Source organism: Pseudomonas sp. NBRC 111133, assembly GCF_001320605.1.
Classification (GTDB): domain Bacteria; phylum Pseudomonadota; class Gammaproteobacteria; order Pseudomonadales; family Pseudomonadaceae; genus Aquipseudomonas; species Aquipseudomonas monteilii.
Genome location: NZ_BCBJ01000131.1, coordinates 1 through 24,183 on the forward strand (window position 1 = coordinate 1; position 24,183 = coordinate 24,183).

The window sequence follows — 24,183 nt, forward strand, 5'->3', positions numbered from 1 at the left end:
CGATGCCAGCGTGCTGCAGGACAGCTACGTGGCCCCGCGCAACGCGCTGGAGCAACAGATCGCGACGATCTGGGCCGAGGTGCTGAAGCTCGATCAGGTCGGTGTGACGGACAACTTCTTCGAACTGGGAGGGGACTCGATCATCTCGATCCAGGTCGTCAGCCGGGCAAGGCAGGCCGGTATCCGCTTCACGCCCAAGGCGCTGTTCCAGCATCAGACCGTACAAGACCTGGCCTCGGTCGCCACGCGCATGGAAGGCAACGGCCCGCAGATCGACCAGGCGCCGGTGATCGGCGAGACACGCTTGCTGCCGATCCAGCAGGCGTTCCTCGAACAGTCGATCGCCGAGCCACATCACTGGAACCAGGCGGTTCTGCTGACCTCGACCAAGGTCATCAATAGCGCCGCGCTGGAGAAGGCCTTGCACACGCTGCTTGAGCATCATGATGCGTTGCGCCTGCGCTTCACGCCACCCCAGGACGCGGGCGCTTGGCACGCCGCTCATTGTGCGCCGGGCGACGTCGAGGCCGGGTTGCTGTGGGCCGAGACCCTGACCGATCCGGACGCGCTACACGCCCTGTGCGAGCGCGCGCAGCGCAGCTTGAACCTGCAGCGGGGGCCGCTGTTGCGCGGTGTATTGGCGACCCTGCCCGATGGTAGCCAGCGCCTGCTGCTGGTGATTCATCACCTGGCGGTGGATGGCGTGTCCTGGCGCATTCTCCTGGAAGACCTGCAAAGCGCCTATGACCGTCACATGGCAGGTCAGCCTGCCGTGTTGCCTGCCAAGACCACCTCGACCAAAGCCTGGGCCGAACGGCTGCAGGCCTACGCGCAAAGCGAAGCGCTGCAGGCAGAGCTCGGCTATTGGCAGTCGCAGTTGCAAGGGGTTGACCCGCAACTGCCTCTGGACAGGGCGGATGGTTCGTTGCATGGCCGCCACGGCGCGACGGTGCATGCACGCCTGGACCGGCAGCAGACCTCGCGGTTGTTGCAACAGGCGCCGACGGCATACCGCACCCAGGTCAACGACTTGCTGCTGACCGCACTGGCCCGGGTGGTTGCCCGTTGGACCCAACGCAGAGACGTGCTGGTGCAACTGGAAGGGCACGGCCGTGAAGACTTGTTCGATGCGGTCGACCTGACGCGGACGGTCGGCTGGCTGACCAGCCTCTTCCCCGTGAAGCTGACCGCTGCGTCGGACCTCGGCGCCTCCATCAAGCAGATCAAGGAGCAACTTCGCGCCATCCCCGACAAGGGCATCGGCTATGGCGCGCTGCGCTACCTGGGGGATTCGCACGCACACGATGTGCTGGCTGGCCTGCCAGTGCCCCCCATCACCTTCAATTACCTGGGGCAGCTTGACAGTACCTTTGCCGAAGGCGCGGGCCCGGGCACCGAGCGATTCCTGCAGCCAGCCAGCGAAAGCAGCGGCGCCAGCCAGTCTGCCGAGGCCCTGCTGGAAAACCTGCTGTCGATCAACGGGCAGGTCTATGCCGGCGAGTTGAGCCTGGCCTGGACCTTCAGCCAGGCCATGTTCGACCGCGCCACGGTCCAGGCCCTGGCCGATGACTACATGACCGAACTCCAGGCGTTGATCGACCATTGCGTCAGCCAGGGCGCGGTCGGCCTGACACCGTCCGATGTGCCGCTGGCAGCGCTGGACCAGGCCCAGCTGGATGCGTTGCCGATCCCGGCGGCTGCCATCGATGACATCTATCCGCTCTCGCCCATGCAGCAGGGCATGCTGTTTCACACGGTCTTCGAGCAGGGCCAGGGTGAGTACGTCAATCAGATGCGAGTCAACGTCTCGGGGCTGGATATCGAGCGTTTCAAGCGTGCCTGGCAGGCAATGCTGGATCGACACGACGTATTGCGCGCCGCATTCGTCGCCCATCTGGAACGCCCGGTGCAGGTGATTCGCAAGCACGTCGAGCTGCCGTTCGACGTGCTGGACTGGGACGACCAGGACCAGGATGACCTCGAGGGGCGTCTGGATGCCTGGGCCGAGGCGGATCGTCGGCGTGGCTTCGACTTGCAGGCCGCACCGTTGCTGCGACTGACGGCTATCCGTACAGGCAGCGGCCGGCATCACCTGATTTTTACCAGCCACCATATCCTGATGGATGGCTGGAGCAATGCGCAGCTGCTGGGCGAGGTGTTGCAACACTACGCAGGCGTTGCCCTGGAGCACCCGGCAGGCCGCTACCGCGACTATATCGAGTGGCTGCAGCGCCAGGACGTGGGGCAGAGCGAGACGTTCTGGCGCCAGCAATTGCTGCACCTCACCGAGCCCACGCGCCTGGCTCAGGCGCTGCGTCAGGATCGCAGCCGCGCCGACACTGGCCATGGCGAACATCATCAGACGCTCGACCCGGCGTGCTTCCAGGCGTTGAGCGCGTTTGCCAGGCAACGGCGGGTGACGGTCAATACCTTGCTGCAGGCTGCCTGGCTACTGCTGTTGCACCGCTATACCGGCCAGGAAGGCGTGGCATTTGGTGCCACGGTTGCCGGACGGCCGGCAGACCTGCGCGGTGTCGAGCAGCAGCTGGGCCTGTTCATCAACACCTTGCCGGTGGCTGGCAGGCTGCAGCCTGACCTGCGGGTGGGGGAGTGGGTCGAACGTCTGCAGGCGCAGAACCTGAGCATGCGCGAACATGAGCACACGCCGCTCTATGACATTCAGCGTTGGGCAGGCTCGGCCGGTGAGCAGTTGTTCGACACGCTGCTGGTGTTCGAGAACTACCCGGTCGGCGAAGTCCTGCAGCAGGGTTCCAGCGCAGGCCTGGTGTTTTCGGGCACGCAGAATCGTGAGCGGACCCACTATCCGTTGACGCTGATGATCGAGTCGGGCAATGCGCTGACGATCCATTACCACTACGACCGCAGCCACCTCGGCGACACCGGCGTGGAGCAGATCGCCCGGCACTTTGCCAATCTGCTGCACGCGTTGGTGCAACATGCCGATACCCCTGTCGGTGAACTGCGGATGCTCGATGACCAGGAACAACAGCGCATCGTCCACGACTGGAACCGTACCCAGATGCAGTACCCGCAGGCGCACTGCCTGCCCGAGTTGTTCGAAATGCAGGTTGTGCGTACCCCTGAGGCCCCGGCATTGCGGTTTGCCGAACAGACCTTGAGCTACCATGAGCTCAACCAGCGAGCCAACCGGCTGGCGAGCAAGTTGCGCACGTTGGGCGTCGGGCCAGATGTGCTGGTCGCGATTGCCGTCGAACGGTCGGTGGAAATGGTCGTGGGCCTGCTGGCGATTCTCAAGGCCGGCGGCGCCTATGTGCCACTGGACCCGGAATACCCCCGCGAGCGCCTGGCGTACATGATGGAGCAGAGTGGGGCGCACTTGTTGCTGACCCTCAGTCATCTGCTGCCGCAACTGCCCACGCACGGCGCGCAGGCCTGGTGCCTGGACAGCGACTGGCATCAGGTCGAGGCCTTCGATGGCGAGAATCTCGGCATCGTGCAGCACCCCGAGCATCTCGCCTATTGCATCTACACCTCCGGTTCCACCGGTCGGCCCAAGGGGGTCGAGGTACGCCACCAGGCACTGGTCAACTTCCTCGCCAGCATGGCTGTCGAGCCTGGGATCGACGCCAGCGACCGGGTCCTGGCGCTGACTTCGCTGTCGTTCGACATCGCCGGCCTGGAGCTATACCTGCCGCTGTTGGCCGGGGCTTCGGTGGTACTGCTCGGCGAGCGCCAGAACAAGGACCCGTCGGCGCTGCAGGCGGTGATCGAGCGCCACGCCATCACCACCATCCAGGCCACACCGTCGACCTGGCGCATGCTGTTGCAGGCGCTGCCGGCGCAGACCTTGCGTGGCTGTAAGGTCATCAGTGGCGGTGAGGCACTGCCTGTCGACCTGGCCGAGCAGCTCCTGCCGTTGTGCGGTCGCATCTGGAACCTTTACGGGCCAACCGAAACGACGATCTGGTCGGCGGCGTACTGCCTGGACAACGAACACCCCTTGCCGTTGCTGGGCAAGCCGATTGCCAACACCACCTTGCAGGTCATGGCGCACGATCTCTCGACAGCCGCGGCCGGCATGGCCGGGGAACTGATGATCGGTGGCGATGGCCTGGCCCGGGGGTATCAGCGCCGCGCCGCGTTGACCGCCGAGCGCTTCGTCCCGGACCCCTACGATCGTAGCGGGCAGGGCGGTGGCAGGCTCTACCGTACGGGTGACCTGGCCAGCTATCGCAGCGATGGCCTGCTCGAGTACGTGGGCCGCATCGACCACCAGGTAAAGGTGCGGGGCTATCGCATCGAACTGGGCGAGATCGAGGCAAGGCTGATTGATGATCCTGCGGTGCGCGAGGCGGTGGTCATCGACATCGATGGGCCTGGCGGCAAGCAACTGGCCGGCTACTTGGTCTCGAACGGCGAAGTGGTCGCGACGGAGGAGCAGCGCAGCGCCTTGCGTCGGCACCTGCGCGAACAGCTGCGCGCGGCCTTGCCGGATTACATGGTCCCCGCGTACCTGACCTGGCTCGATGCGCTGCCGCTGACGCCCAACGGCAAGCTGGACCGCAAAGCCTTGCCCCAGCCCGACCTTGGCGTATCGCAGCAAGGCCATGTCGCGCCGCAGAGCGCGGTCGAGCAGCAGGTCGCTGCCGTCTGGGCACAGCTGCTGAATGTCGAGAAGGTCGGTCTCAATGACAACTTCTTCGACCTGGGCGGGCATTCGCTGCTGGCGCTGTCGGTGCTCTCGCGCTTGCAACTTTCCCTGGGATTGACCGTGGAACCGGCCGTGCTGTTCCAGCACCCGGTCCTGGGCGATTTCGCCAGATACATCGAATCCATCGGCGACGCGTCGGCTTTCGACGAAAAACTGCAGCGTCTGGATATGCTTTTTGAAGAGTTCGAGGTGAATGAATGAGTAATGATGCCGCGCTGAATATCGCCAAGCGTTTTGTCACGCTGCCGTTGGCCAAGCGCAAGCTGTATCTGCAGAAGATGCACGCCGAGAACATTTCTCCGGCCAACTTGCCAGTGCCATGCGTTCAAACACTGTTCGACGTCATCCCGGTTTCGTTCGCCCAGCAGCGCCAGTGGTTCCTTTGGCAGATAGACCCCCAGGGATCTGCCTACAACCTGCCAGTCGCCTTGAGGCTCAAGGGCGAACTGGATAGCGAGGCGTTGCGCGCGAGCTTCGAGGCACTGCAGGCACGCCATCAGACCCTGCGAACCACGTTTGGTCTGAACGACGATCAGGTGGTGCAGATCATTCATCCACAAAGCGTGTTCACGCTCGATATCGAGCAGGTCGACCGCGAACCGGCAATCGATCTCGAACAGCGCCTGCAGGCGCTTGTAGAGGCCGAGGCCCGCGCGCCTTTCGATCTTGAGCACGATCGGCCTGTCCGAGTCAGGCTGCTACGGGTAGCAGAAGATGATCATGTGCTGATCATTACGCTGCACCATATCGCCACTGACGGCTCGTCGATGCACCTGATGGTCGAAGAGCTGATCCAGCACTACGGGCATCACTGCATGGGCCAGCCCCTCGCGCTTCCTGAGATGCCGATTCAGTACGCCGACTATGCCATCTGGCAAAGGCACTGGATGGAAGCGGGGGAGCAGGAGCGACAGTTGGCGTTCTGGAAGCAGCACCTGGGGACCGAGCACCCGGTTCTCGAGCTGCCCAGCGACCGCCCGCGCCCAGCGAACCAGTGTTTCGAGGGCGCCAGCGTGCACCTTGAGGTCGAACGCCGTCTGGCCGATGCCCTCAAGCAACTGGCGCAGCAGCAGGGTGCGACACTCTTCACGCTGCTGCTGGCCAGCTTCCAGACCTTGCTGCATCGATACTGTGGGCAGGATGACATCCGCATCGGCATCCCGGTCGCGAACCGCAACCGTGTCGAAACCGAGCGGCTGATCGGCTTTTTCGTCAACACCCAGGTGCTCAAGGCCGAGTTCGGTTCGCTTGTGCACTTCAGCGACCTGCTGGCCCAGACGCGCCAGATGACGCAGGATGCCCAAGCCCACCAGGACCTGCCTTTCGAACAACTGGTCGAGGCGCTGCACCCTGAGCGCAGCCTGAGCCACAGCCCGCTGTTCCAGGTCATGTACAACCACCAGAAAGTCGCCGCAGGTACGCAGCGTAGCCTGCCTGGCCTGCTGGTCGAGCACATTGCCTGGCAACGCAAGACGGCGCAGTTCGACTTGACCCTGAACACCGTCGAGCACGACGAAGGTATCTCGGCAGAGCTCAATTACGCCACGGCGCTGTTCGATGAGCCAACCGTGCAACGCATGGCGCGGCACTGGATCAACCTGCTGCAATCGATCGTTAACCATCCTCGGCAACGGATCGGCGAGCTGCCCCTACTCGCGGCCGATGAACAGCAGGAAATTCTCGAACACTGGAACCACACCCAGGCATCTTATCCCGCTGATCGGAGCGTGCATCAGTTGATCGAGGCGCAGGCAGGCGAAACACCTGATGCCTTGGCCGTTCTGTTCGGCGAACAGCAGCTCACCTATCGACAGCTCAATCAGCGCGCCAACCGCCTCGCTCACGCATTGCGCGAGCAGGGGGTAGGGCCCGACGTGCTGGTCGGCATCGCGGTCGAACGCTCGCTGGAAATGATCGTGGGCCTGCTGGCTATCCTCAAGGCCGGCGGCGCCTACGTTCCCTTCGACCCTGAGTATCCGAGGGATCGGCTTGCTTACATGATGGACGACAGCGGGATCGGGTTACTGCTGACGCAGCGTGCATTGCTCGAACACCTGCCGATCCCTTCCAGTGTGCGCAGCATTGTGCTGGATGACGACGACAGTTGGCTGACGGCTTTCAGCGCCAACGATCCCGTGCACCTCACCCACCCCGAACACCTTGCCTACGTGATTTACACTTCGGGCTCGACAGGGCGACCGAAAGGTGCAGCCAACGCGCACCAGGCATTGGTCAACCGCCTTATCTGGATGCAGAAGGCCTATGGTCTGGGCGCCGCTGATACGGTCCTGCAAAAGACCCCCTTCAGCTTCGACGTCTCGGTGTGGGAGTTCTTCTGGCCCCTGTTGACCGGCGCCAGGCTGGCGCTTGCGCAACCGGGTGACCACCGCGACCCTGAGCGCTTGGTGAGCACCATTCAGCGACACGGTGTGACGACGTTGCATTTCGTGCCATCGATGTTGCAGGCGTTCATGACCTGCGAGCATGTCGAGCGCTGCGATACCTTGCGACGTGTCGTCTGCAGTGGCGAGGCGTTGCCTGCCGATCTGTCGGAGCAGACCTTGGCCCGATTGCCACACGCCAGTCTGTACAACCTTTATGGCCCTACCGAAGCTGCGATCGACGTAACCCACTGGACCTGCCGGCCATCGTGTCCGGGCAGCGTCCCGATCGGCACGCCCATCGACAACCTCAAGACGCACATTCTCAGCCGCGATCTGCTTGCGCTTCCTCATGGCGCAAACGGCGAGCTCTACCTGGGCGGCGTCGGCTTGGCGCGAGGCTACCATCGCAGGCCGAGCCTCACCGCCGAACGGTTCGTCCCGGACCCTCATGATGCCAGCCAGCAGGGCGGGGGGCGGCTGTACCGCACCGGCGACCTGGCGCGTTATCGAACAGGGGGCGTGATCGAGTACGCGGGGCGTATCGATCATCAGGTGAAGATCCGCGGCTTGCGCATCGAGCTGGGCGAGATCGAATCCAGTCTGCTTGAGCATGCGGGTGTTCGCGAGGCGGTAGTGATCGACATCGATGGGCGCCATGCCAAGCAGCTGGCTGCGTACCTGGTGCTTGATGAAGGGGCGGCCAGTCATGAGGAAATCCTGCAACATCTCAAGGCGGCATTGCCCGACTACATGGTGCCGAGCTACCTGGTGGTGCTGCAGGCCTTGCCGCTTACCCCCAATGGCAAGCTGGACCGCAAAGCGCTGCCCAAGCCGGATGTGAGCCAGCAGCAGAAAGCCTACGTGCCACCGCAGAGCGCGCTTCAAGCGAAGCTCGTGAGCATCTGGGCCGATGTGCTGAAGCTTGAAAGAGTGGGCATCACCGACAACTTCTTCGAGCTTGGAGGCGACTCGATCGTGTCGATCCAGGTCGTCAGTCGGGCCCGTCGGGAAGGTATACGTTTCACGCCCAAGCAGTTGTTCCAGCACCAGACCATCCAGGGGCTGGCGTCCGTGGCAGAGCAGGATGACGGCGGCACGTCGACGTTCGACCAGGGGCCGATCATCGGCAAGGTGCCCTTGCTGCCCGCCCAGGCACGCTTTTTCGAACTGCAGGGCAATGGTGATGCGCCTGGCAGCGTGGTGATGACGCTCAGACCTACCCGTGCGCTTGACCCCGACACGACGGAAAAGGCCTTGCAGGCCGTATTGGCGCACCACGACGGGTTGCGGTTGGCGTTCAATGCCGCGCAGGAGGCGCACGGCGCGCCGCTTTGCGAACACCAGGCGCTTTGGCAGAAGGAGCCCGTGCTGTGGCATGCAGCCGTGCAGGACCCGGCACAGTTGGACGCGTTGGCCAGGCAGGCGGGTGCCAGCCTCGATGTCCATAGAGGCATCCTGGTCCGGGCAGTCCTGGCGACGCTGGCAGATGGCAGCCAACGGCTGCTGCTGGTAAACCATGCGCTGGCGATGGACGAGGCATCCCGGGACATCGTCCTGCAGGATCTGCGCCTGGCCTGCGAGCAGCTCGACGCAGGGCAACCTGTGGCGCTTCCCGCCAAGTCCACCTCGGTTCAGCGCTGGGCGTATTCCGTGCATGACTCGCTCGAGGATGCTCCGAGCGTATTGAGCCATTGGCAGAAGGCACTGGCCGGGATCAGTGACGAGCTGGTTGGCAGCCCACGAGAAGCAGGGGCGCCCGCCGACAGTGCAACGTTGGGTACCTGGCTGGACCTCGACCTGACCCGACGCCTGACAGAGCAGGCCGCCGCAGCCTACCGCGCCGAGCCCGGCGACCTGCTGCTGGTCGCGCTGACGCGTGTCTTGGCCCGCTGGACAGGCCAGGACAGGGTCTTGCTTGGCGTGCAGGCTGATACCCGTCGCCAGACATGCTCGGGTATCGATCTGAGCCGCACGGTTGGCTGCCTGGATTATCCGTTCCCTGTCGTTCTCGACATTGACAAGACCACGCTGGATGGCGCGATCAAGGGGCTCAAGCAACAGTTGCGTACGGCTGCAGACAAGCGCCTGTCGTTCGCCGCGTTACGCTATCTGGGAGACGAAGCCAGCAGGGAAACCTTGGCCGCATTGCCGGTGCCGCAGTGCTCCTTCAGCTACCGGAAGGCGCTGGCCAACGTGCTGTTCGAGCCATTGCAGAACGGGGAAGGGCGTGAATCGTCGTGCGGCAACGGTCTGTCGGTCGATGCTCGGGTATGGCCGGAGGGGTTGCGCATCGACTGGCGCTTCAGCTCACGGCGTTTCAGCGATTCCACCATTCAAGGCCTGGCTGAAGCGTTCCATCTGGAGCTTGTGGCGCTGATCGAGCACTGCACCCTGCCAGGCGTCGCAGGGGCCACCCCGTCCGACTTCCCGCTGTGTTCGCTCAGCCAGACGCAACTGGACGAGCTGCCGGTTCCGATCGCCGAGATCGCCGACATGTACCCGCTGTCGCCTGCACAGAAGGGCATGCTGTTCCATTCGATCGAAGACAGTGGCAATGATCTCTACATCAACCAGGTCAGCCTGCCAATCAGCGGGCTCGATATTGAGGCGTTCGTCGGCGCATGGGCAGCGGTCATCGCACGGCACGAGGTATTGCGCACCAGTTTCCACTGGGTCGGGCTGGATGAGCCGGTACAGATCGTGCACGCCCAGGCGCACATGCCGATGCGCGAAATCGACGCCCGGGCGGATGCAGCGCCGGACAGGTTGGCCGGTGAGGTCGCGCGTGAGGAGCTGGTGGCAGGTTTTGACCTGACGCAGGCGCCGTTGCACCGCATGGTGCTGGTTCGACTGACGTCGTCGAGTTACCAGATGATATGGACGAGCCATCACCTGTTGATGGATGGCTGGAGCAAGTCCAGGCTGTTTGTCGAACTGATGCAGCATTACGCCGGCCAACCGGTCACTGGCTCCAGCGGCCGCTACGGCGATTTCATCGCCTGGTTGCAGGCGCAGGACAAATCTCGTCAGGAAGCGTTCTGGCGCGCCAGCCTGGCGCACAGCGAGGTGACGTCGCTCAGTCAAGCCGTGTACCCACGGCACACTTCGGATGAACCGGGCCACCACGCGCTGTATACCCGGCGTGACGCCGCATGGACCAAACGTCTTCAGCAGTACTGCCGAACGTTGCGTATTACCCCTAACACCCTGATCCAGGGCGCCTGGCTTCTGCTGCTGCAGCGCTACACGGGCAAGCGCAACGTCACGTTCGGCGCGACCGTGGCCGGGCGCCCAGAGTCGCTGCAGGATGCCGACACCACCTTGGGCCTGTTCATCAATACCTTGCCTGTGTCGCAGACGCTGGACCCTCTGATGCGCCTGGCGGACTGGCTGCAGGCCTTGCAGGCCTACAACGTCGAGCTGCGCAACTGGTCGCATACGCCGTTGAACGAGGTTCAACGCTGGTCGGCCGTGCCGGGGCAGAAACTCTTCGACAGCATCATCGTCTTTGAGAACTACCCCATCGACGAAGGTTTGCGTGAGGCGCCCGAGGCAGGTCTGGAGTTTGGTGATTCCAATGACGTGGGGGTCACCAACTTCCCCATGGACCTTGCGGTTCACCTCAACGATACGCTGATGATCGAGTACCTTTACCTGCGCAATGCGTTCAGCGAACAGGCGGTCGACGGTATTCGCCAGACCATGGAGTCGGTGCTTGAAACCCTGCTGCAGGATGCGCAGGTACGCCTTGGCAACCTGGACATTGTGCCCGCTGCGCAGCGCGCCCCTGTCGCCGACACTGCCACGCAAGCGCTGGCAAGCTACCGCCCGGAACGGATGGCAGAGCTGATCATCGAGCACGCCCACGATCGCCCCGATGCCATCGCCCTGGTCTGCGGTGATGAGCGCATCAGTTATGCGGAGCTGGACCGCCGTTCGGGGCGCCTGGCACTTGCCTTGCAGGCAAGCGGTGCCGGACCTGAAACGGTGGTTGGGGTGGCATTGCAACGCTCGGCGGAGCTGGTGGTCGCGCTGCTCGCCGTAATGCGCACAGGCGCTGCCTATGTGCCATTGGACCTGGAGTATCCGATGGAGCGCCTGGCCTGGATGATCCAGGATTCAGGCATGTCGTTGATGATCACTCGGCCAGAGTGCCGCGACGCTCTGCCGGAGCATGGCCACCTGCCCGTTCTCGCGCCTGATGCGCAGCCTGCCGATGCAGGCCCGGCGTTCGTCGACATTGCCGTGGACGAGCGTTGCCTGGCCTATCTGATCTATACATCGGGATCGACCGGCAGGCCCAAGGCCGTGGCGGTGTCTCAAGGCCCTCTGAGCCGGCATTGCCAGGCGATCATGCAGCTCTATGAAATGGGGCCTGCAACGCGAGAACTGCACTTCATGTCCTTCGCCTTCGACGGGGCCCAGGAGCGCTGGCTCAGCGTACTTGCGAGCGGGGGCGCTCTGGTTATTCGCGATGGCGAGTTGTGGACCGCCGAACAGACGCTTCAGGCACTTTGGCAGCATGAAATCACGATCGCCTGCTTCCCTCCCGCCTACCTGAAACAGCTGGCAGAAGCAGTGCATGACGCGGGGCACGAGCCACCGCCAGTGGATATCTACTGCTTTGGCGGCGATGCCGTGCCCGAGCAGACCTTCGAGCAGGTCAAGGCTGCACTCAGGCCACGGCTGTTCACCAATGGCTATGGCCCGACCGAGACCGTGGTCACGCCGTTGCTCTGGAAGGCGGGCGGCGGCGCACGCTGCGAGGCTGCCTATGCACCCATCGGCCATGCGGTCGGCTGCCGTACGCTGCACATCCTCGACAATGACCTCAATCCGTCTGGTATAGGCTTTGCCGGTGAACTGATGATCGGCGGTGATGGCATCGCCCGTGGTTACCATGGCCGTGCGGGCCTGACGGCGGAACGATTCGTGCCGGATCCGGCTGGCGAGGGCGGGCGCATGTACCGCAGTGGCGACGTCGTCCGACAGCGCCTGGATGGATTGGTCGACTACGTGGGGCGTGCCGACCATCAGGTCAAGCTGCGTGGCTTCCGGGTCGAGCTTGGTGAAATCGAAGCGTGCCTGCGGGCGCAGCCTGGCATCCGCAATGCCCTGGTGGTGGTCAGGGAAAGCCCGGTAGGCAAACAGCTTGTAGGCTACGTTGTCAGTGAGCAGGCGGGTATCGCTGGCGAACTGAAGGCGCGCCTGGCCGACCACTTACCCGATTACATGGTGCCTGCCTACCTGATCGAGTTGGCGCAATTCCCTGTCACACCCAATGGAAAGATCGACCGCCTGCGATTGCCTGAACCCGAGTTCATTTCGACGCAGTTCCAGGCAGCGAGAAACCAGCGGGAATCGATCCTGGTGGATATCTGGGAGCAGGTTCTGCAGGTCGACGATTTGAGCATCACCGATAATTTCTTCGAGCGGGGAGGGGACTCGATCCTCAGCCTGCAAGTTGTCTCTCGTGTCAGAAACCATCCGCAGCTTGACCTGGATCTCAAGCTGCGCGACTTGATGCGCTATCAGACGATCGAGGCGATCGTTGCCCATTGGGAGGCCGCGCCTGCGGTGGTTGAGGCGCAGCTGTCGACAGAGGTCGACCAGCGCCTGTTCAACCTGCTGCCTATCCAGCAGTGGATGTTCGAGCAGCAGCTGCCCGATCCGGCCCATTTCAACCAGGCATTGATGCTCAGGCCCCGGGCGGCCCTGGACCTCGTCGCCCTTGAGCAGGCGCTGCAGCATGTCGAACTGCATCACGACGCGCTGCGGCTGCGTTTCTCCCAGCCGCACGGGCAGTGGATGCAGTGCTATGGCGAGCCTTCCGGTAGCACGACGCCCAGGCTGAACCTGCACCGTGTCGAGAGCATGGAGGCGATGACGGCACTGGCCAACCAGGCGCAACGCAGCCTCGATCTGGCGCAAGGCCCACTCTGGCGCACCCTGCATATCCAGCTGCCGGATGGGCAGGCGCGGTTGCTGTTGATCCTTCACCACTTGGTCATGGACGGTGTGTCATGGCGCATTCTCCTCGAGGACCTGCAGACTGCCTATGCGGCGTGCTGCCTTGGAACAGACCCTGTGCTGCCTGCACGGACCAGCAGCTACCGGTCATGGGTCGAGCGTCTGCAGGCCGAGGCAACATCCATCGAAGCGCAGCAGGGCGACTGGTGGCTTGATCAGGTTCGTCCTTGCGCCGGGAAGCTGCCCTGCGACAACCCGCGCGGTCGCAATCACTCCAGCCAACAGGCGGTGAGCCATTTCCGGCTGACGCCGCAACAAACGACGCAGCTCCTGAAGCAGGCGCCGGCTGCCTATGGCACGCAGGTCAATGACATCTTGTTGACCGCACTCGGGCGTGCACTGGGCCGCTGGACCGGCCAAGAGGCGGTGATGGTGCAACTGGAAGGCCATGGCCGCGAGGACCTGTTCGAGGGCGTCGATGTCTCGCGTACCCTCGGCTGGTTCAACAGCCTGTTCCCGGTCCGCCTCACATCACGCCTGGACGACCCGGCAGCGCAAGCCATTCGCAGCACGCAGCGGCAGCTGGCAGCCATCCCCGAAAAGGGTATCGGCTACGCGGTCTTGCGCCAGTTCGGTTCGGGTGAGATGCGTCGGCAACTGCTTGAAGGGGCCCAGGCCGAGGTCACCTTCAACTACTTCGGGCAGTTCGATCAGCACTTCGACGAGCATGCGTTGCTGGAGCCAGCTGCCGATGATCCGGGCGATTGCTACCACGCCGATGCCAACCTGGTGAACCAGCTGCAGACGGTAGGGCAGGTCTATGACGGGGTGCTCTCGTTCCGCTGCATCTACAGCAAACGCCGCTACAGAGCCAAGACGATAGAGCGGCTGATGGAACAGTTCCAGCGCGAGCTGGTGGCACTGATCGAACATTGTGTGGACGTGACTGTCCCGGCCTGACGGCCGAGGACAGCAGCGCCGAGCATTTAGGGAGTTTCATGTTGAATAACGCGTTGGAAGCCTTCCTCGACCTGGCTGGCTTGAACCTTGATATCAAACCGCTGCACACGCTTTCTCCGGCCCAGGCACGGGCAACCTTCGAGTCGTCTTCGCAACGACTGCGCTGGCCCGTGCCTTGGGATCTGCGGGTCGAAGACCTGTCGGCTGTCGTGCGCGATGGCAGTTCGCTTGCGTTACGGCTTTACCGACCCTCGGTTGACGCGGGCGAGAACTTGCCGGTGGTGCTGTATTTCCACGGTGGGGGCTACGTGGTAGGCAGCCTGGACTCGCACGACGGCGTATGCCGAGAGCTTGCCGGGCGTACCCGTTGCGCGGTGCTTTCGGTCGGTTACCGGCTTGCCCCGGAACACCGGTTCCCGACGGCCCACGAGGACTGCGCAGACGCCGTGCAGTGGCTGGCGACCCAGGGGCGGCGCCTGGGGCTCGACCCGGCCCGGGTCGTGTTCGCCGGTGACAGCGCAGGGGCCACCTTGGCCGCTGCGCTGGCGATCGAAGCGGCAAGGCAGGGCCCGCAGGCGGCGATAACGCCTGTTGGCCAGCTGCTGTGCTACCCGATAACGGATGCAAGCTGCAAGCGTTCGTCGCACACCGTGTTCGGTGAAGGGTATTTGCTGGAAGACGAGACACTCGACTGGTTCTACGCGCAGTACGCGCAGTCCGACGAAGACCGCCGGGATTGGCGTTTCTCACCGTTGCTGGCGGATGAGCTTGCGGGGCTTGCACCTGCGATCATTCTGTTGGCAGGCCTGGACCCGCTGCTGGATGAAGGCAAGGCCTACGCGGCGCGGCTTGAGCAGGCCGGGGTGAGCGTTGAATGTATCGTGGCAGAGGGCCTGACTCACGATCTGCTGCGAACACTGTCCATCGTGCCGGAAGTCACGGAGGTCTACGACCAGCTTGCCGTCGGCGTGCGCCGTTGGTTGCAGGCCGAAGGTACCGGCAGCCGATAACGCTGGCCGGGACGCAAAAAAATCCGATGCCCGTTTCCGGGCATCGGATTTTTTGCATTGCGGGCTAAGGTCAGCCCAGCGGCTCAGTTTTCGTAGCGCAGGGTAAGGCCGAAGTTACGCGGCGCTCCGAAGTAGTTGCCCAGGTTGCTGTTGAAGACAGACGAATAGTACTTCTTGTCGAACACGTTGTTCAGGTTGAGTTGCACGCTCAAGTTGTTGTTGATCTTGTACTGCGTGTTGAGATCGACAAGGTTGTAGGCGCTCTGCTTCACATCGCCCAGGTAGATCTTGCTCTGGTGGTAGACGTTGCCACCGACTCTCCAGTCCTGGAAGCGGCCAGGCAACTGATAGTTTGTCGCGACCTTGAACAGTCGTTGTGGGGCCGTTTCGGTCGAGTAGTCAGTACCTTTCTTGGCGCCGGCGACATACTCGGGATGGCTGTAGGTGTACCCCGCCATCACGTTCCACTGCGGCAGGACCTCACCCCCGACCTCGATGTCGAAACCACGGTTGCGTACCTTGCCGCCTTCCTCATAGCAACTGGAGGCACCGCCTGGGCCACATTTGCCATCTCCGTTGATCTTCTGGGGCATGTGGCTCTGGTCTACCTGGAAGAGCGCAATGGCGGTGTTGACGCGGCCACCCAGAAACTCGTTCTTGATCCCGACTTCGTAGTTGGTGCCGGTGATCGGGCTGAGCAACTTGTTATCCAGGCCATAGTTGGCCTGCAGTTGGTAGATTTCGGTGTAGCTGGCATAGACCGAGGTGTTGTCGGTGACATCGTAGACGATGCCGCCATACGGGATGATCTTGTTCTTTTCCTCGAACGGTTCCATCTCGTCCGGTGACTCGTACTTCACCGAGCTCAGGCGGCTGCCCAAAATCACGTGCAGGTCGTCGGTAGCGTTCAGGCGCGTCGCGGCATAAACCCCCTTGTCCTTGCGCACCGCCCGGTACTGCTCGCGCTCGCCACTGTACGTAGGGGTGGCGACCAGGTGAGGGTCGAAATCGAGAATGTCGACGGTCGTGGGGTTGTTGTTGTAACGCGATTCGTTGATGAAGCGATCCTTGCGTGCCGTGGCACCGAAGACCAGCTCGTGCTTGCGACCGAACAGGTCGAACGCACCATTGAGCGCCGCATCGAGGCTGATCTGCTCGTCGTCGTACTTGGTATCGTTGGTACGCAGTTGGAGCTGGTCGTTGCCCACGTTGGTGCCGTACAAGGCCAGGAAGTCAGCATTGGACCAGGTCATGCTGCCGTTCACGGTCAGCTTCCAGTCCTCGTTGAATTCGTGGCGAACGTCGCCGAACACGGTGCGGTTGATCTTGTTCAGGTGTGCCCAGCCCGGCGCGAAGGAAGTCGATCGGGAGAAGGGGTAAAAGCTGCCGCTTTTCTGAGTTGGCAAGCCGCCCCAGTCATATCCGCCATTGTTGTCCTTCTGCAACACGGTACCCAGGCTGACGGTTGTCCAGTCGCTCAGGTCGGCTTCGCCGATCGCATAGAACAGCTGGTTGTCCTTGTTGGCCCTGTCCACGAAACTGTTGCCGGCACTGTAGAGCATGACCGTGCGCCCGCGAAGGGTGCCTTCGGCATTGAGCGGGCCACCAACGTCGATCTGGCCGCGGTAGTTGTCCCACGACCCTGCGCCGATCTCGGCCTTCATCTGGTAGGTATCGCCCGGGCGCTTGCGCACCAGGTTGATCGCTGCCGAGGGCGAGCCGGCGCCTTGCATCAGGCCGTTCGCGCCGCGAACGATCTCGACCCGATCATAGATCGCCATGTTGTTCACCGAAGTGACGTCCATGGAAAAACTTTCCGAGATGCTGCTTGGCACACCGTCGTACTGCAGGTCGTTGACCTGGAAGCCCCGCGAGAAGTAACGCGAACGCTCGGTACCGAAGTCCTTCACGGTATTGATACCGGTGGCAGCGCGCGCGACATCGTCGAGTGACTGCATGTTCTGGTCGTCCATCTGGCGACGCGTCACCACACTGACCGACTGTGGGGTTTCGCGAGGCGACAGGGCCAGCTTCGTTGCGGTATTGGTGGAACCGGTGATGTAAGACCCTGTTCCCTCGGTCGTGGCACCCAGGGTTCTCGACTGGATACTCGTGGCATCGAGCAGCATCGCGCTGCCACCTTCGTAGGCCGCCTGCAAGGTCAAGGTGTTGTCGCGCAACTGATAGCGCAAGCCACTTTCCCTGAGCAGCACGCGTACCGACTCATCCAGATTGTAGCGGCCGCTCAACGCACCTGAGCGCAGGTTCTGTACGGCATCGGGCTCATACAACACCTGCACGTCGGTCTGCTCCGCAAATGCCTTCAGCGCCGCGCTCAAGGGCTGTGCCGGGATATTCAAGGTCAGTTGCTGATCTTGCGCCTGGACGGCCAAGGGCAGGGCCAGGCTCAGGGCCAGTGCTGGCAGTTGGGCGTTGAATGCGCGTCGAAGGCCAAGCGCCCGGGTCAAGTGATTCAATCGAAGGTGGGTGGGCATTTCGGTGCTCGTTGTAGAGGTTGAGTGGATAGGCTGGGCAGATCTTTTTTTAGGGTGACTAGGGGTATGACGCACGGCTGATGACAAACCGGAATGCAAATGTTTCGCTTTTATTGCATCAGGCGACGCACGCCTCGACGACCACCTTGCCGGCCGCCATGCGCACCAGCTGGTCGGCGACATCGAAATAGCGGTCATCGTGGCTGATGACGATGATGGTCTTGCCCAGGCGCTTCAGCTCGGGCAGCAGCTCGGTGTAGAAGATGCGCCGGAAGGTCGGGTCCTGGTCTGCAGCCCACTCATCGAACACCAGCACCGGGCGCTCTTCGAGCCAGGCATTGATCAGCGCCAGCCGCTTGCGTTGCCCGGTCGAGAGGTCGGTGGTGGTGAAGCTGCCGTCGCGGATGCTGACCTTGTGTGCGATTTCCAGCCGCTTGAGATAGACCTCGGCGCTCTCTGGCACCTGCTTGGCGCCCAGGAAGGGGTCGTCGAACAGGTAGTAATCGGAAAAGATGGTGGTGAAGAGCTGGCGATAATCGTCGCGATCCCGCGCGGTGATGGGCTGGTCGTTGATGCGAATCTCGCCTTGTTGCGGCGGGTACAGGCCTAACAGCAGCTTGATCAGGGTGGTCTTGCCACAGCCGTTCTCGCCAACGATGAAGACGATATCGCCCTGGCGGATCTGCAGGTTTACCGGCCCCAGGGTAAACGGTGCGTTGCCGTCGACCGGGGGGAAGGCGAAGCGCACATCACGCAGCTCGAGGGTGCGCAAGGCGGGCAGCTGGCTGGCCTTGTCTTCGAGCAGCAGGTGCGGCTCTGGCGAGGAGAACCGTTCGGACAGCTCGGCAACCCGGCGGAAGGCGATCTGGGCGCGGCTGATGATTGGCAGCGTGCCTATCAGGTATTCCAGTGGGCCTTTCATGTACAGCAGCACCAGGACGAAGCCGCTCATGACCGCTTTGTCGCTGTTGGGCCATAACGATTGCAAGGCGAGTGCCAGGCCGATGACCACGAAGAACAGCATCGAGCCGAAGGTCTTGGCGATGACGAAGGTATTGATGGAGCGGATCTGGGTATCGCGAATCAGGTCGGCCGTGCCCTGGATGTTGCGGCTGAACATGCGTTGACGGCGAGTGCGGTGGATGCGCAGCTCCTTGGCGCCACCGGCGATCGCATTGTAGTGTCGTTGCAGCTCATCCTCGGCATCACGCGCCGCGACGAACCCCTGCATGCCCCGGGCCCGTGCGATGTACTGGACGACGGTGCCGAGGGCGATAGCGGTCAGGATCAGCAGGAACATGGGCAAGGACAGCATGGCCAGGTAGCCCAGGCAGCCCAGGGTGACGGTCAGGGCGATCGCCAGGGGCGCGAAGGCGAAGGCGAAATCGCTGATGGTGTCCACGTCGTGCGTCAACACCGGAATCAGCCGATGGCTGCGATAGCGCTCGATTTGTTCGATGGGGGCCGACAGCACCTTCTCGCCCAGCGTTTTGCGCAAGGCGGCAATGATGTGCTGGCCCACTCGGTTGCTACCGATGTCGGAAAACACCGAGCTGGCCAGGGCCACCAGGCAAAGCCCGGCGAAGCCCCAGACCACACCTTGGGTCAGGCCGGAATCGTCGTGCAGGGCCCGGTTGATGGTGGCCAGCAGAAAGGTGATGCTGAGGCCGCCGACCATGCCCAGGATGACGGAAAGCGCGACGGTGTATTTAAACGGCTTGAGCAGGGCGAAGAGGTCCTGCACGGCGCCGCGGGTGGGCTGGGACATGATGTGCTCCTGAGTAGATCAGCCGACGCTGGCGGGGGGAGCAGCGCCTTGCGTGCGCTGCAGTTGGGTAGGTGTTAAACGAAGCCGCGGAGGGTGGATTTAGGCGGCTGCCTTCAGCCGTGCATGACGTCAAGAAACGCCTTCAGGAAGGTCTGCATCTGCGCCGGTGTGCCGACACTGACACGCATCCATTGCGGCCACGCCTCGAATACCCGCCCGACCCGGATGTTGCGTTGCGCGAGCGCCTCGATCACAGGTTTGGCGGGGCGGCCGAGGGCCACCATGAAGCAGTTGGCCTGGGCGTCGGTGCAGCGGTAGCCGGCCTTTTGCAGGGCGTCGATCGTGTTTCGCAGAATGCCTCGATTGATGTGTTTTCGTTCGCTGACCAGGTCTTCTTGTTGCAGGCTGGCGATGCCGCCCATGGCAGCGGCAAGTGGCACGAAGTTGTAGCCGTTCAGGCGTTGCAGGTCGGCGAGCAATGCCGGTTTCCCGACCACCAGCCCCAGGCGGGCACCGGCCATGCCATAGAGCTTGGAGAACGTTCTCAGGACCATGACGTTGTCATGGCTGACCGCCAGGTCCAGGCAGGATGGCGCGTCGGTAAAGTGGATATAGGCCTCATCGATGATCGCCAGGCTGCCTGCCGGCTTGTGGGTGATCAGGTGCTCGATGTCGGCGCGTGGGGTCAGCGTGCCCGTGGGATTGTTCGGGTTGCACAGGTACAGCACCCCGGGTTGCCGGGTGGCGGCGAGCATGCCGCGTACGTCATGGGCGTGACGAGCATCGAGCTGCACCTCATGCACGGTTGCGCCGACAGCCCTGGCGCCATTGGCCACCGAGTCATAGGTCGGCGCGGCGGTGACCACGGTGCGCTTGTCGGCGTGGCGAGCCAAGGCGTATTGCAACGGCGAGCGGGAGCCGCAGAAGACCGCCACATGGTCTTCGGGTACCTGGTTTTGCCGGGCGAACAGCTCAGCCAGGCGGTATTCGTGTTCCGGAAAGTAGTGCCCACTCTGGCGAGCGCCCTGGTGCATTGCTTCGAGTGCCGAAGGGCAGGGGCCATACGGGCTCTCGTTGTAATCCAGGCGGATGATGGCGTCGTCCGCCGGTGGATCGCTCGCTGCGCCCGCCGCCCAGACGGGCATGGCGGGGGCAAGGCCGGTCAAGGTAGCGGCGGCGACGAAACGGCGTCTGCTCAAGGTGGGCATGGTCACTCTCCCTGTGGATTGTCAGTTGGGTTCACCGTCCTGAAGGGCGCGGGCTACCCGAAAGCCCAGCCAGTCGCCGCGCACGTCGGGTTGGCGCTCGTTGCGGTTGCCCGAGCGGGAGAAGATGGGCGGTTCCAGGTAGTCGTTGCCGCGAATCTGCCGGTGTGTGCAGGTACCACCGGTGGTCCAGGCGCTGCCGTCGGTGGGCGCGCCAACATAATCGGTATGCCAGCAGTCCTCGACCCACTCGTAGACGTTGCCATGCATGTCGTACATGCCGAATGCATTGGCAGGGAAGCTGCCGACCGGTGCCGTGTAGGTGAAGCCATCACGCGGCCCGTAGGTGTTGGCATGCTTGCTGATCTGATAGTCCCCTTCCTGGTCGAAGGGGAACGGGAAGGGGCCGGTGGAGCCGGCGCGGCCGGCGTACTCGCGTTCGGCCTCGCTGACCATGCGGTAGGGCTTGCCGGTCTTCTTGGCGAGCCAGGCGATGTAGCCGCGCGCCTCATCCCAGGTCATGCAGACCGCAGGCTGCGTCGGGCCTTGCGGGTAGCTGGGCTTGCCGTTCTTGCACAGCCGCCCCGGGCGGTCGTCGCCGTCGGGCAGCACCGTGTGGGTCTCCTTGGCATAGGCCTGCCATTGCCCGGCAGTCACATGGAAGCGACTCATGGCGAAGGCCTTGGCGAAGGTCACGGTGTGCAACGGACCTTCATCGTCCTGTTTGCCCAGTTCGTCATCGGGGGTGCCCATCACGTAGCTGCCGGCAGGCAGCACGACCATTTCCGGGCAATCCTTGCAGTCTTTGAAAACCTTGCCCGGTGCAGCCGGGTCGGCAGCGAGGGCTTCGAGCGACAGCGAGAGACAACCGAGGGCAATCAGTGAGGTCAGCCGTTTCATGGGTTTCCTTACGGGTAGTGGGCAACGGGAGGAGGGGCCGGCCTGGCGGCCTTCTGGGCGGCTTCCCACACACGCAGGAAGTTGGCGCCCCAGAGCTTGGCGATGTCTTCGTCGGAATAGCCGCGCTGCATCAGTTCGGCAGTGACGTTGCGGCTCTGGCTGACATTTTCCCAGCCAACCACACCGCCGCCGTCGTTGAAGTCGGAACTGATGCCGACATGGTCGATACCGATCTTCTTCACCGCGTAGTCGATCGAGTCGACGTAGTCGGCCAGGGTCGCTTCGGGCTCGGCGCCGAGGATGTCGTAGAACGGCGTGAGGTATTCACCGAACTTTTTCTCCGACCAGATCGAGAACACCGGGTCGGTGGTGGTGCCCATCTGGGTCTGGTTCTGTACGTCCGGCAGGCCATACTTGGCGCGTAACGCGTTCATCTTTTCGATGGTCGGGCGCGAGAACGGCTTGAGGTAGTGGGAGTAGGCCACGATGTTGACCAGCCCGTCGGTGGCCTTGATGTGTGCCAGGTCCGCGTCGCTGAGGTTGCGGCGAATGTCCATCATGCCTTGCACCCCCGTGTGCGAGGCCATGACCGGTGCGCGGCTCAGCTGGGTGACCTGGGTCAGGGCCTGGCTGGACATCTGCGAGACGTCGATGACCACGCCAAGGTCGTTGAGCCGGGTGATGGCGCGACGACCGATGTCGGAAAGACCGCCCAGCGGGTCGACCGAATCGCCCAGGAAGGGCAGTGGGCGCGCCGAGTCGACCCAGCTGTTGTTGCCAACGTAGCCTGGCCCGAACACCCGCATGCCGCGTGCGGCCCAGTGGTCCAGCTTGTCGATGTCGTCGCCAAGGGGGGCGGCGTTGAGCAGGCTGATAATGATGGCGAACTTGCCTTCACTGACCAGTCGACGAAAGTCGGCAGGGGTGTAAGCGATGCCGGCCTGCGCAGGGTAGTCCTTGGCGATGCTGGTGATGATCCGATAGCGAACTTCCAGTTCGTTGGCCATCGCCGCCTCGAACCCGGGTGTGGGGCGGTGCGGCCAATTGGGCCCACTCCAGAACTCCGGCCATGACCAGATTGCGATCGAGGCGCCGCTCAGACGGCCTTTGGCGGCTTTCACCAGGTCGAACTGGGTCGGGCCATCACGGTTTGCTTCCTCGCCATCGGTGCCATAGCTCAGCGGCACGTCAAGGTGCGCATCCAGGGCCGGGATGCGCGCCTGCAGGGCGTTGGCCCGCTGTTTGATTTCCCGGCCGTAGGGGTGTTTGGCAAGGTAGACCCAATACCACCAGGCGCCTGCGGCCGCCAGGAGCAAGAGCAGAAGGGCCAAAGCCCATGGCCATCTGCGCGAAAAAAAAGCCTGTTTCTTCATTGCGTACTCGACCGCCTGCACGACGGCCCCATGCCGTTCGAACTTGCTGGGTGAAACGAGCCGAGCCCAAGAGAATTTAGCAACCCTCTAACAGGCCGTTGAAAAACTCGGCTTCAACTGCCCCAACCCGTCCGGTTTGGCGCTTTTTCAAGCGCTTTGGCCTAACGGAGTCCACACAAGGCCTGACTTCAGGCCTTTTTGACAGGTTTCAGCACCACGTTCACGCCTTTCGGCGTTTTTGGGGCGTAACTCGCCCTATACATGCGATCCTCGCCACCAACCCGACAGGCTACCCAGTCGGATCAGGTTGTAGACCGAGAAACCCAGCAATAACTGAGCACTCAGCTTGGCGCGACCGATCAGCTTGGTCTTGCGCAGGCCGCCAACCGTCTTCAGCCAGCCAAAACCTTCTTCGATCCGCTTGCGGATCTTCTGGCTGGCGGCATACCCCGGATGCCGCGTGGTGCGCCCATCGATGGCGCTGCCCTTGCGCTTCTGCGCCACATGCGGTGTCACTTTCAGCTCGCGCGCCCTCTGCACGAAACGCTTCTGGTCGTAATTCTTGTCTGCACCTACCGTGCTGCCCGGCTTGGCCGTGCGCTCCAGCATCTCCAGCGCCGCCTCTACCTCGGCACGTCCATTGAACTCGGTGCATTCCACATCCACGATCAGACCGTTGCGGTGCTCCATCATCGTGTGGGCCATGTGCGCCAGACGACTGGCATCGCCATTGCTCTTGCGCGCCAGCCGGGCCTCGGGATCGCTGGTCGATTGGTGGGTCGCGTTGCTGCGCTTCTCGCCCTTGAAGTCGGCATCGGGGTTGCGCGTGCCATCCTCCGGTGGGTCGCCGCCATCCTTCTTGATAAAGGACTTGTGCGAGGCCCAGGCGTCGATCAGCGTGCCATCGACGCTGAAATGCTCGTTGCTGGCGTACTCGGACCATGCGGCCAGCGACTTGATGCGCTGGAAGAACAGCCGCGCTACATCCTGGTTGAACAAGCGGTCACGGTTCTGGCTGAAGGTCGAGTGATCCCACATGCGCTCGTCCATCGACAAGCCGACGAACCAGCGAAACAGCAGGTTGAAATCAATCTGCTCGACCAACTGCCGCTCGGAGCGAATGGTGTAAATCACCTGCAGCAACGAGGCGCGCAGCAGCCGCTCCGGCGCAATCGAGGCCCGTCCCAGGGTGGAGTACAGCCCGTCGAAGTCCCGATCCATCGAAGCCAGAACGGTATCGACCAGGCCTCGCAGGGGACGCAGCGGGTGATCGTTCGGGATGCGCTGCTCCAGCGTCGTATAACTGAACAGCTCGTTTTGTTTGAGGTCGAGTCCACGCATCGGCTTGGGCTGGCTTCGGCAGAAGAGGATGGCCGCCATTTTGCCAGAGCCACGCGGGCTCTGGCTTTTTTCAACGGCCTGCTA

Annotated in this window: 9 protein-coding genes; 3 read left to right on the forward strand and 6 right to left on the reverse strand. The window is 63.0% G+C overall.

Going from position 1 to position 24,183, the window contains the following annotated elements; all coding sequences use genetic code 11:
- The 3 genes from APH36_RS27975 to APH36_RS27985 form a co-directional block, all read left to right on the forward strand.
- Positions 1 to 4,894, forward strand: a 4,894-nt coding sequence (locus tag APH36_RS27975; protein WP_156342226.1) for a non-ribosomal peptide synthetase, incomplete at its 5' end; no start/stop codon positions are given.
- Positions 4,891 to 14,007: a non-ribosomal peptide synthetase gene (locus APH36_RS27980; RefSeq protein ID WP_060501523.1), complete on the forward strand. Its 9,117-nt coding sequence runs from the start codon at positions 4,891 to 4,893 to the stop codon at positions 14,005 to 14,007. The genes APH36_RS27975 and APH36_RS27980, both read left to right, overlap by 4 nt.
- Before the next feature lie 38 nt (positions 14,008 to 14,045).
- Entirely contained in the window at positions 14,046 to 15,017 is a 972-nt protein-coding gene (locus APH36_RS27985) for an alpha/beta hydrolase (RefSeq protein WP_060501525.1), read from the forward strand.
- Between the two features lie 83 nt (positions 15,018 to 15,100).
- Here the strand turns inward: APH36_RS27985 and APH36_RS27990 are convergent, their stop codons facing one another.
- From APH36_RS27990 to APH36_RS28015, 6 genes are all read right to left on the reverse strand, one after another.
- Positions 15,101 to 17,512 (reverse strand): TonB-dependent receptor, encoded by a 2,412-nt coding sequence (locus APH36_RS27990; RefSeq protein WP_060501527.1) that lies wholly within the window; start codon positions 17,510 to 17,512, stop codon positions 15,101 to 15,103.
- A 118-nt stretch (positions 17,513 to 17,630) separates the two neighbouring features.
- The gene (locus tag APH36_RS27995) at positions 17,631 to 19,280 is read right to left on the reverse strand and encodes a cyclic peptide export ABC transporter (RefSeq protein WP_060501529.1); all 1,650 of its coding nucleotides are present in this window, start codon (positions 19,278 to 19,280) and stop codon (positions 17,631 to 17,633) included.
- Between the two features lie 113 nt (positions 19,281 to 19,393).
- Positions 19,394 to 20,488 carry an aminotransferase class I/II-fold pyridoxal phosphate-dependent enzyme gene (locus tag APH36_RS28000; protein ID WP_060501531.1) on the reverse strand — a complete coding sequence of 365 codons (1,095 nt, stop codon included), beginning with the start codon at positions 20,486 to 20,488 and terminating at the stop codon, positions 19,394 to 19,396.
- Between the two features lie 21 nt (positions 20,489 to 20,509).
- A complete protein-coding gene (locus APH36_RS28005; RefSeq protein ID WP_060501533.1) occupies positions 20,510 to 21,385 on the reverse strand; it encodes a formylglycine-generating enzyme family protein in 876 nt (291 codons plus the stop codon).
- Between the two features lie 8 nt (positions 21,386 to 21,393).
- A complete protein-coding gene (locus APH36_RS28010) occupies positions 21,394 to 22,758 on the reverse strand; it encodes a dipeptidase (RefSeq protein WP_060501535.1) in 1,365 nt (454 codons plus the stop codon).
- Between the two features lie 255 nt (positions 22,759 to 23,013).
- Positions 23,014 to 24,099, reverse strand: a complete 1,086-nt coding sequence (locus tag APH36_RS28015; protein ID WP_011913346.1) for an IS5-like element ISPst12 family transposase — start codon at positions 24,097 to 24,099, stop codon at positions 23,014 to 23,016.
- Between the last annotated feature and the right edge of the window lie 84 nt (positions 24,100 to 24,183).

What these genes read in the sequence shown, in the direction of transcription:
- APH36_RS27995 (WP_060501529.1), bottom strand. Translation starts at nt 19,280, where the DNA reads ATGTCCCAGCCCACCCGCGGCGCCGTGCAGGACCTCTTCGCCCTGCTC.
- APH36_RS27985 (WP_060501525.1), top strand. Translation starts at nt 14,046, where the DNA reads ATGTTGAATAACGCGTTGGAAGCCTTCCTCGACCTGGCTGGCTTGAAC.
- APH36_RS27980 (WP_060501523.1), top strand. Translation starts at nt 4,891, where the DNA reads ATGAGTAATGATGCCGCGCTGAATATCGCCAAGCGTTTTGTCACGCTG.
- APH36_RS28005 (WP_060501533.1), bottom strand. Translation starts at nt 21,385, where the DNA reads ATGAAACGGCTGACCTCACTGATTGCCCTCGGTTGTCTCTCGCTGTCG.
- APH36_RS28015 (WP_011913346.1), bottom strand. Translation starts at nt 24,099, where the DNA reads ATGCGTGGACTCGACCTCAAACAAAACGAGCTGTTCAGTTATACGACG.
- APH36_RS28010 (WP_060501535.1), bottom strand. Translation starts at nt 22,758, where the DNA reads ATGAAGAAACAGGCTTTTTTTTCGCGCAGATGGCCATGGGCTTTGGCC.
- APH36_RS27990 (WP_060501527.1), bottom strand. Translation starts at nt 17,512, where the DNA reads ATGCCCACCCACCTTCGATTGAATCACTTGACCCGGGCGCTTGGCCTT.
- APH36_RS28000 (WP_060501531.1), bottom strand. Translation starts at nt 20,488, where the DNA reads ATGCCCACCTTGAGCAGACGCCGTTTCGTCGCCGCCGCTACCTTGACC.